The organism is Nocardia sp. NPDC058497, assembly GCF_042720195.1.
GTDB lineage: Bacteria > Actinomycetota > Actinomycetes > Mycobacteriales > Mycobacteriaceae > Nocardia.
Genome location: NZ_JBHXMY010000373.1, coordinates 1 through 5,980, shown reverse-complemented (window position 1 = coordinate 5,980; position 5,980 = coordinate 1). Strand labels below are relative to the sequence as shown.

Sequence of the window (5,980 nt, the reverse complement as noted above, 5' to 3'; positions counted from 1 at the left end):
TCTGATCGCGCTGACGGTGCTGGTGGTAGTCGGCATGGTCGGTTGCTCGGTCGCGTGGATTGACCAGCAGTCCTACGTGGAGTCGCCGAACATCTGCCGAGCACATGAGGTGCAGCGCACCGACTGCCAGCACGTGCAGCGGGTCCAGCCCACGCAGGTGCCGCGATGAGCGAGGGCATTCCGACATACGAATGGCGGACCGCGCCTGCGCATTTGCGGACTCGACGCCAGTTGGCTGCTGAGGGTTTGCGGCCGAACGGCCAGGACATCGCGGGCCGGATTGTCCGGTCACGCGGCACTCGCAAGGAACCGCTGGTAGCGCACCTTTTCGACGTCGAGAAGGCCGCGCCGAAGCGGAAGCCCACCGAGGCCCAGTTGGACGCGCTGGCGAAGGCCACACGCGCACACCAGGTACTGGCCGCCGAGCGCCGTGGTGTCGAGATCGACGACACGCCTGGCGACCCCGGTGCGGCTTGGACCGCGCCGGGAAGTGCGCTCGCGAGCTACTCGCACTCGGGCAATGCCCTGGCCGACGCGTTCGCACGGAACACCGAACGAGAAGGGATGGAGCGATGAGCATTCGGCTCTCACCGCGGGACATGGTCGGCCTCACGATCCTTGCCGAGATGTACGGCGCCCCAATGGATGTGGTGGGCGAGATGCTGGGTGTCAGCAGCTCGAGGACCTATCGCATCGTTTCGAAATGGGCTGCTGCCGGGATGATCAGCGACCGACGGCCGCGACCCGTGCTCGGTCCATCTTGGATCTTCCCGACGAAGTCGACGGCGGAGGCGTTGCTTGGCAGGCCAGTGCGCTACTGGGTGCCCACGCCGAAGATGGCCGCGCACACGAAGGCTGTATTTCAGCTGCGGTTGGCTCTGACCGGGATGGATCTGGACCGCTGGATCTCCGAGCGAGTGCTGCGCGGCGAGGTCGGCATGGTGCAGGCGGGTCAGTCCCGCCCGCACATTCACGATGGCCGCTACTACACCACCGCCGGTGATCTGTGGGCCGTCGAAGTCGAACTGACCGCGAAAAGCATTGCTGTAGCGCGCAGTTCAGTGTTTCAGGCATTGCGGGTGGCGAAGGCGGCTGAGTGTGTCGGCTTGCGCTACTACTGCCGCGGCGAAGCGGTGAAGACGGTGATTCGGACCGCTGCGAGCGGACTGAACGCCGATGACCTGCCGCAGCTGCGGCTCGTCGATCTGGATGAGTTCCTGGCCTCGCAGAAGGCCGAGTCGTCCTCTTCCGACCTGCGACCCGGGCTCCGGGTGATCGCGGGCGGAGCCGCTGATCACAACACCCAGGTCACAGCCCGAACCGAGAACGGAAAGGCGGTGTCGCAATGAGCTGCACCCCGATGATCACCCCGGCCGACTGCGCGCCATACGCACCGACACCGGTTCTGACCGCCGCGCCGCCCCCGGCCGAGGTGCCGCAGGTCGATCCGACGATGCCGCCGGTCGGCCTGGATCACGACCCGCTCGGTTGGATCCCGAAGGTTAGCGAGATCTCCCTCGATGGCGTCGCCGACGGCGGGCTGCTGCTGGCGACCTGCGTGGTGGCGGTGCTGGTGATGACGGTCATGATCCTCATCCCGGCGACCGCTCTGGCGTGGAAGCCGGTCAAGCTGCGCAACTGGCTGATCGGCAGCCTGTTGGCTTTGCCGGGCGTGACCGCGCTGTGGGCATGGGATGTGCTGGCGCCGGGCAAGATCGCGACCGCGGCCAGCCGTCAGTTCATGGACGGCCAGTACACGGCCGGTCTGCTCGGTATGGCGGTGGTGCTGGTGCCGGTGGCATGGCTGACTGCGACGATCGCCCACACCAACCGGCGGGTGCAGCTGGCCACGGTCGGGCTCAAGTCGCCGGCGGCGACCGAGCGTGCCCTGTGGGCCCAAGCTCAGCGTGAGCAGCGGGCCGCGGCTCGCTTGTCGCGTCGCCGTCTGCCGTTCACGTCGGGCTGGATGAGCCCGCAGCTGGTGATCGGTCGCCTGTCGACCGAGACCGACCAGGCACCGCCGAAGACGATGCTGCGAACTCTGTTCGGGCGCAACGAGTCGCGGTTGCTGCTGCCGTGGATCAACGTCGCCGAGCACATGACCACCGTCGCGAGCTCCGGCTCGGGCAAGACGACGCTGATGCTGCGTGTCCTGGTCAGCTGGTTCGTGACGACGTGGACCCGTCACCGGCAGTGGTGGCGTGCCGATCGTCCCGGCCGACCGCTGGCGATCATCGTCGACTGCAACGGCGGGCCGGAATCGCGCAAGGTCGCCGAGCGGATGACGAAGTGGTTCCGTGCGCTCGGTGTCCGTCCGGAGCGGATCGGCCGATTCCCCGATGACGTGTCGCTGGGCATGTGGCCGCGCGATTTCGAGTCCCGCAGCGCCGAGGAGCAGGAAGCGATCGTGGCCGATCTGCGGTCGATCCTGTCGGCGATGATCTCGGGCGGCTCGACGCCGACGACCGACACCGAACGCTATTTCCACGAGATCCGCGAGACCCTGATCCACCTGATCGTCGACGCCCCGGCACGAGTCGACCTGATCAACGGTATCCCGACCCCGCTCGGGCACAACCCGCCCAAGTCCTGGCTGGAGTTCCTGTCGCGGTTCGACGTGGAGAAGCTGTCGAAGCTGTGGGGCGGTCAGGCCGGTGTGACTCCGTGGTCGGGCGTGCAGGGCATCGACATGGAAATCGCGTCCACGATCGACGGCAAGCAGCCGGTGATGAACAGCGCGCGGGCGGAGTTCGCGAACCTCTACCGATCACTCGGTGCGGCGTTCGACGGCGACAAGGAACTCACCGACTTCGATGTCATCTACATCGTCCTGGAGGGCGTGAAGACCCCCGATCGTGCCCGCAGCCAGTTCGGTGCGCTGGGAACGATGTTCGAGCAGCTCGCCGACAAGCAGCACGGCCGCACCAGTCTGATGGTGGTCGACGAGTTCTCGGCGGTCTCGGACGGCAAGACCCGTGCGGTGAAGTGGGTCGAGCGCCTGCGCAAGGCCGGGATCGGGTCGTGGTGGATCGCGCAGTCCTGGCAGGGCCTGGGCCACGACGACGACAACCGCACCGCCCTGGTGTCTGCGGCCTCGGGTGGTTCGCTGCTCGGCCGGTCCACAGACCCGGAAACGCTGTCGAAGATTTACGGCACCCGCCCCAAGTTCGAGTTGAGCCGCAAGCTCATCGGCGGCAACGCCACCGGCGACGAGGGCAATGTGCAGTCCTCCGACCAGTTCCTTGTCCCACCGAACCGCCTGCGCGCCATGGCCAAGGGCGACGTGGTCCAGGTCGCCGGCGGACGAGCGCGCTGGGGTCGAGTGTCACCGCTCGATGACGCCGAACTGTCGAGGCTGCGCCCGCTGCCGGGCATCGGCAAGTTCACCGGCCCCGCGGCCGCCGTCGAGGACTCCGACGACATCGCGCCGGTGATCCCCATGACCAAGCGCCGCCCGGCCTGAAACCGCTGACACGGCAAGGAGTTACGACCATGGCTATCCCGAATCCCCTACCCGATCCCGAAGACCACGGCGAAGCACTCGGCGGTCGCAGCGACGCGGCCAAGGCCCACGAACAGTCCGTGCTCGAAGCGTTGGCCACCGACATGGTCGGCACCGCCGCCGAGGCCCTGGCGGCCCAGCTGGTGCCCGTCGTCCAGGACGGCGGCAGCTTCGGCCGCACCACCAAGCCGGTCGTGGATCGCGCCACCCGGGCCCGTGACTGGGCGCGGATCTGGGGTCCGGCCCTGGCCGGTACCGCGGTCGCCGGGACGGCGGTGGCGGTGCTGCCCCTGCCGGGTCCGCTGGCGCTGTACGTGCTGGCCGTCGGTGCTTTCGGCTGGTGGCACTGCGCCGGACGTCCCGGCGTCGTCGAGTCGGTCCAGATGTTCGTCTACGCCATCACCGACGCGGGCGGCTGGATCCGCCGCCACGTCGAGGCCCTGTCCGTCCGGCGTGCCCGCTACGAGGGCCGCCGCACCTCCAACCCCATCAAGAAGGAGAAGTAACCATGTCCAACACCACCATCCAGGTCGCCGCGATCAGCCTGACCGCCAGCATTGCCGGGGTTATCGCCCTGGTCGCCGCCGCCGATTCAGGTTTCGATGTCCGGGCCGAGCAGTGGGTTCGCCGGATACGGATGTCAGCCGACGAACGCGCCGAGTTCGACGCGCTCGAGGAGCAGATCGAGCAGCGCCGACAGGCTCGTGAGGCGTTTCTCGACGCCCGCACTGCCGAGGCCCGCGCGAAGTTCCGTACCGAGCTGGTATCGACCGTGTCCGGCCGCTACGTCCACGAGCTGGCCGAGTTCACCGTCGCGGAGCTGGTCGAGGAGATCGTCGCGGTCAAGCAGCGGCTCAACACCGAACGCAAGGCGATGTCTTACAGCGACACCCCAGAAGCCACTGAGCACCGGGCCGCGATCGATGCCCGCGACGGCCAGCTGGCCGCCCTGACTGCCGAGTTCGACTTCCGCAACGACTGGCAGCGCCGCAAAGACCTCGGTCGCCTGGACGGTCAGCGTCTGCGCGCTGCTTCGGACATGGTCCGTGACGGCAGCGAGTGGCCCTCGGCCGTGAACCCCTACGTCTAACCCCGTTTCACCCACTCACACAAGGAGATTCGATGTTCACTTTCACCGATACCAACTCGGGCAACAGCGGCGGTCCGGCCGTCGAGGACGAGATCGTCCGCGATACCGGCCGGGCGATGGGCCAGATCTTGGCCGCCGCGCGGGCCTTCATCCACTCCCGGGCCAACCGGGGCGGCAAGAAGGGCCTGCCGAAGCTCTCGCGCCAGGAACGTAAGGATCTGGCCGAGGCGATCCGTATGCAGGTCGGCGAGCAGAAGATCGCCGCGGCCTGGTACACCAAGCGCGTCAACGACTACCACGCCGAGGTCGTCGCGGCCGGATTGCGCCGTCAGCAGCCGGGATTCACCGAGCAGGACGCCGCGCTGGACAAGCAGCGGTTGGCCGGCATTCGGTACTCGATCGAGTCGACCCTGCACGACGAGCAGCAGGCGCTGCCGCTGGAGCGCCGCGGCCAGGTCGCACTCGCGTTGAGCGAGGCCGACCGCAATCCCAGCCAGCCCTACGGCGCCATCTTCAAGACGATGAACGCCGAGCAGGCCCGTACCGCCCGCGCAGTCGCGGTCCAGTCCGAAACCTGGGTCACCCAGCGCCGTGAGCACAACACGCGCCTGGTCGCCGAGCAGCGCAAGCAGGCCGCCAAGCTGGCCGAAGCCCGCCGCGAGCTGCGCCCGCCCCGTGCCTACGACGAACTCGACCAGCGCCAGCGCAACGCGGTGCAGCGGCTGCGCAGCGCGCACCTGGGCGTCGACCGGTCGGGCTATGCCCTGGATCCCGAGGACGCCGAGAGGGCGCGCGAAGCCACGGCGCGGGCGGCGTACGCGGCCGGTCTGACCCGCCACGAGATCGCCCACGAGATCGACTACATGGCAGAGCACACCAGCTACACCGCGACCTACGGCGTGCCCGGCGGCGGCCAGGTGACCAATCACTACCCGGTCCGCGAGGAAGCACTGTCCGAGACCGTGCGGGAGATGAGCTGGGATGCCCGCCTGCCCAGGGACGCGACAGTGTTCGTCGAGGTCGAGGCTCGCGCCACCGGGCTCGCCGCCCGCGACGTGGAGCGTCGCAGTGTGATGGCCCCGCGACATGAGGCGGTCAACACGGTCGCGCGCTGGTCGCGTGAACCCGGGACCGAGTACGCCATCGCCGAGCCGCACGAGGTCGCGGTGGCCCGTATCGAGCCCGGTACCGGCAAGGTGCTGGCCAGCGAGATGTCCACGGTCGGCAGCGAGGCCGCCGCTCTGGACTACGCACACGACAGCGTGAACAGCGCCGATGCGGACACCGCGCGGATGCGGGTCGAGGTCACCGACCCGCAGCGGCCGGGGCATCCCCGCTATGAGTCCTACGGGTTGCCTAATTCGCTGGCCGCGGATCTGGCTGATCAG

At 68.4% G+C, this 5,980-nt stretch carries 6 protein-coding genes; all 6 read left to right on the top strand.

Going from position 1 to position 5,980, the window contains the following annotated elements:
- Positions 1-165: 165 nt before the first annotated feature.
- The gene (locus ACFWPJ_RS22305) at positions 166-576 is read left to right on the top strand and encodes an RRQRL motif-containing zinc-binding protein (protein ID WP_378854235.1); all 411 of its coding nucleotides are present in this window, start codon (positions 166-168) and stop codon (positions 574-576) included.
- A complete protein-coding gene (locus ACFWPJ_RS22300) occupies positions 573-1,349 on the top strand; it encodes a hypothetical protein (protein WP_378854233.1) in 777 nt (258 codons plus the stop codon). The genes ACFWPJ_RS22305 and ACFWPJ_RS22300 overlap by 4 nt, the downstream gene beginning before the upstream one ends.
- Entirely contained in the window at positions 1,346-3,463 is a 2,118-nt protein-coding gene (locus ACFWPJ_RS22295; protein ID WP_378854231.1) for a hypothetical protein, read from the top strand. The genes ACFWPJ_RS22300 and ACFWPJ_RS22295 overlap by 4 nt, the downstream gene beginning before the upstream one ends.
- A 29-nt stretch (positions 3,464-3,492) precedes the next feature.
- On the top strand, positions 3,493-4,008 hold the full coding sequence (locus ACFWPJ_RS22290; RefSeq protein WP_378854229.1) for a hypothetical protein: 516 nt from the start codon (positions 3,493-3,495) through the stop codon (positions 4,006-4,008).
- A 2-nt stretch (positions 4,009-4,010) separates the two neighbouring features.
- Entirely contained in the window at positions 4,011-4,592 is a 582-nt protein-coding gene (locus ACFWPJ_RS22285; RefSeq protein ID WP_378854227.1) for a hypothetical protein, read from the top strand.
- A 32-nt stretch (positions 4,593-4,624) separates the two neighbouring features.
- A partial coding sequence (locus ACFWPJ_RS22280) for a hypothetical protein (RefSeq protein ID WP_378854225.1) occupies positions 4,625-5,980 on the top strand: 1,356 nt, incomplete at its 3' end.